General features: G+C 58.6%; 4 protein-coding genes. 2 read left to right on the forward strand and 2 right to left on the reverse strand.

Annotation, left to right across the window (positions count from 1 at the left end):
- Window positions 1-954: NADP-dependent oxidoreductase (locus DBR24_RS23745; protein ID WP_256591768.1), on the forward strand; the 954-nt coding region annotated here is incomplete at its 5' end.
- 376 nt (window positions 955-1330) lie between these two features.
- The gene (locus tag DBR24_RS23750) at window positions 1331-1867 is read left to right on the forward strand and encodes a DinB family protein (RefSeq protein ID WP_128615958.1); all 537 of its coding nucleotides are present in this window, start codon (window positions 1331-1333) and stop codon (window positions 1865-1867) included.
- A 171-nt stretch (window positions 1868-2038) separates the two neighbouring features.
- Here the strand turns inward: DBR24_RS23750 and DBR24_RS23755 are convergent, their stop codons facing one another.
- Both DBR24_RS23755 and DBR24_RS23760 read right to left on the reverse strand, forming a co-directional pair.
- Complete coding sequence (locus DBR24_RS23755) at window positions 2039-2671, reverse strand: class I SAM-dependent methyltransferase (protein WP_128615959.1); 633 nt, start codon at window positions 2669-2671, stop codon at window positions 2039-2041.
- Between the two features lie 56 nt (window positions 2672-2727).
- The coding region (locus DBR24_RS23760; RefSeq protein WP_256591769.1) for a nuclear transport factor 2 family protein at window positions 2728-3076 on the reverse strand (349 nt) is incomplete at its 5' end.

The raw sequence follows: 3076 nt of genomic DNA on the forward strand, positions 1-3076 counted from the left end.
ATTGGCGAAGCACCGGCCCCTGTGGTGGGCGCCCATGACGTCCTGATCGAGGTGCACGCCAGCAGCATTAACGTGCTGGATTCGAAGATCCGCGAAGGCGAATTCAAGCTGATCCTGCCCTACTCGTTTCCGTTGATACTGGGCAACGATCTGGCCGGCATCGTCGTTGACGTGGGTTCAGCGGTGACCCGCTTCAAGCCGGGAGACGAAGTTTACGCACGCCCACCAGAAACGCGGATCGGCGCGTTCGCCGAATTAATCGCCGTGAACGAAGAAGCGATTGCACTGAAACCTGCCAATACTCACATGGCACAAGCTGCGTCCATCCCTTTGGTGGCACTGACCGCCTGGCAAGTGCTGGTTGAAACCGCCCGACTGAAAAAGGGCCAGAAAGTGCTCATCCATGCCGGATCCGGCGGCGTCGGCACCGTGGCCATCCAGCTCGCCAAACACCTCGGGGCCTTTGTCGCCACCACCACCAGCACCGCGAATGTCGCATGGGTAAAAGCGCTGGGGGCCGATCAGGTGATCGACTACACACAGCAGAACTTCGAACGCGTCCTGCACGACTTCGACGTGGTATTGAACAGCCTTGGTGCCGATGTATTGGAGAAATCCCTCAAGGTGCTCAAACCCGGAGGCCAGCTAATTTCCATCTCCGGGCCACCCACTGCGCAGTTCGCACGGGAGCAAGGGTTGTCCTGGCCTTTGCAACAAGTCATGCGTCTGCTGAGTTTCAGTATCCGGCGCAAGGCACGCCAGCGGGACGTCAGCTACGCATTCGTCTTCATGCGGGCCAATGGCGCGCAACTGCAGCACATCACCGCGCTCATTGAGGCCGGCATCATCAAACCGGTGATTGACCGCACCTTCCCGTTCGAATCAACAGCTGAGGCGTTGCAATACGTCGAGCAGGGCCGCGCCCAGGGCAAGGTCGTGGTGACGATGAAATGACCAGGCCGTGCGTTGATGAGCCAAGCGCAGAGGCCGCACAACGATTGCCGCTCCAGCCTTCGTCATCCGAAGCTACTTTGCCAGCGTTGAATAAAAAGGATGAGCAGCTACCGGAGGCGGTATCGGTTGAAGCACCGGTGATTCTCTGGCGCAGTCTGATGCTTGAACAATAGGTTCTGACCGTTCCCGAGTCGCTGTGAGACCTACACGTCGCGACGAGCAAACCTGCCGTGCCTTCGCATGAGTGGTCTGCGGGGCTGGATTCGCTCTGACGCATCATTGACTATAGCCATCGCTGGTGCTGCCGTACCGACCGTTTAGAAGGGCTCGGTTTCACCCTGTACCTGGGCGCGTAAACGAACCAAGGGCGAAAACAATGAATCGTACCGACCATGTCTGCCTGATGGCGACTTATAACGAATGGATGAACGCAAATATTTATGAAGCGGCCAAGCGCTTGTCAGATGAAGAGCTTTCACTGAATAGAAACGCATACTTTGGTTCTATTATCGGGACGCTGAACCACTTGGTGGCGGGAGACGTTATCTGGCTGCAGCGATTCGCCGGGCACCCAGCGAACTACTCGGCTCTGAAGCCGGTTCAGCAACTTCCTGCCCCGAAAAGTCTCAACCAGCTGACGTTCTCAAACATCCGCGATTTATCGGCTCATCGGATATGGCTCGATAGGGTAATTATGGAATGGTCTCGCTCCATTACAGAGTCACATTTAGATGACACCCTGAGTTACACAAACATGGCAGGGACGCCCGCAGACAAAAGTTTCTTTGGTTTGCTCATGCACTTCTTCAACCACCAGACTCATCATCGCGGGCAAGTCTCTACCTTGCTTTCACAAGCGGGTGTCGACATCGGTAATACAGATCTGGTTCTCCTCATTCCATCCAAACCCTGAATACAGTAGAGAGTCCAGGTGCTGGATCGGGTTTCGTCCCATTGGATCGGAGCTGCCAAGCAGTGCGGCCATGCAAGATGGTGTCGAGTGTCGAGTGACGGCAATCGGCCAGCAAGAGACGTTCGTCGTGGTCGGAGTGTGCCGCCGCCAAGCGGCCGTCGCTGGCAGCCGTCACGGCTTCACAAACCGGTAGACGAAACGATCGGTCTCGCCCTTGATCGCGGGATCGAACACCTCAACTGATCGCGGATCATCCTTGTTCGCGAGCATGTTGCTTTCCGCGTCCAGCAGGAAGCCGGCCGCCTCCGCCTCCTTCCGAACGGAGGTTGGGTCGATCCGGTGCAGCGACTGGGCAACACTGGTGCCCGCTGTGCCAGCGGCGGCGTGGTCGACGATGACGTAGTACCCACCCGGCTTGACCCGATCGTACACGGCGCGATTGAAGTCGGCCGCCGTCGCGTCCTTGGACTGCATCAGCGCGGTGTGGAGATCGTGGTAGAACAGGTGCAGCCACAGGACATCTGCGGGCTGCGTGACTTCCGGCATCGCCACGAGGTCCGCCGAAACCGCCTCGACGTTTGCCCGGCCCGGCTCCTTCGCCAACGTACGCATGTTGCCGACAGGATCGTTCTTGAAGTGGGCGACTTCGGCAGGCGCGAAGCTATAGACCCGTCCGTTGGGTCCCACGGCGTCGGAGAATAGACGCGTCCAGTCGCCGTCGCCCGGGTAAACGTCGATGACGGTGGCGCCTGAATCAACGCGTGCGAAGCGGATCAACTCGGATAGCTTGGATGTGTCGTACATGGGGACCTCCTACAAGGTTTGGAATCCGAATGGCGAGGGGCCCCAAACGGTTTTTGCTACGTGAGTCCGGATGCGTCGATCTGCGAAGCTCGTGCCAGTGCCTGCGTGTCAATGTACTCGCGGATCTTCGTCAGTCTGCCGTCGCGGACCGTGATGGCGAAGATCCAGTCATCTTCGAACGTCTTGTTGCTGGCTTTAATCTTGCCCTTGGCGAAACCGACGACCAGCACCCGGTCTTCCTGCGCGATGAACTCCCGGGGCTCGGTGGACGTCTCCATCGACCTGGATGCGGTCTCGAGTAAATCCGCAAGCCCCGCATGGCCGTGGCGCGTACCGGCCAGAGGCCAGTCTTCGCCCGGGATGATCCACTCGATGTCTTCGGCGACCAGCGCCAGCAGACCGTCC

The sequence above is a fragment of the Pseudomonas sp. HMWF006 genome (genome assembly GCF_003061205.1).
Taxonomy (GTDB): domain Bacteria; phylum Pseudomonadota; class Gammaproteobacteria; order Pseudomonadales; family Pseudomonadaceae; genus Aquipseudomonas; species Aquipseudomonas monsensis.

What these genes read in the sequence shown, in the direction of transcription:
- DBR24_RS23750 (WP_128615958.1), top strand. Translation starts at nt 1,331, where the DNA reads ATGAATCGTACCGACCATGTCTGCCTGATGGCGACTTATAACGAATGG.
- DBR24_RS23755 (WP_128615959.1), bottom strand. Translation starts at nt 2,671, where the DNA reads ATGTACGACACATCCAAGCTATCCGAGTTGATCCGCTTCGCACGCGTT.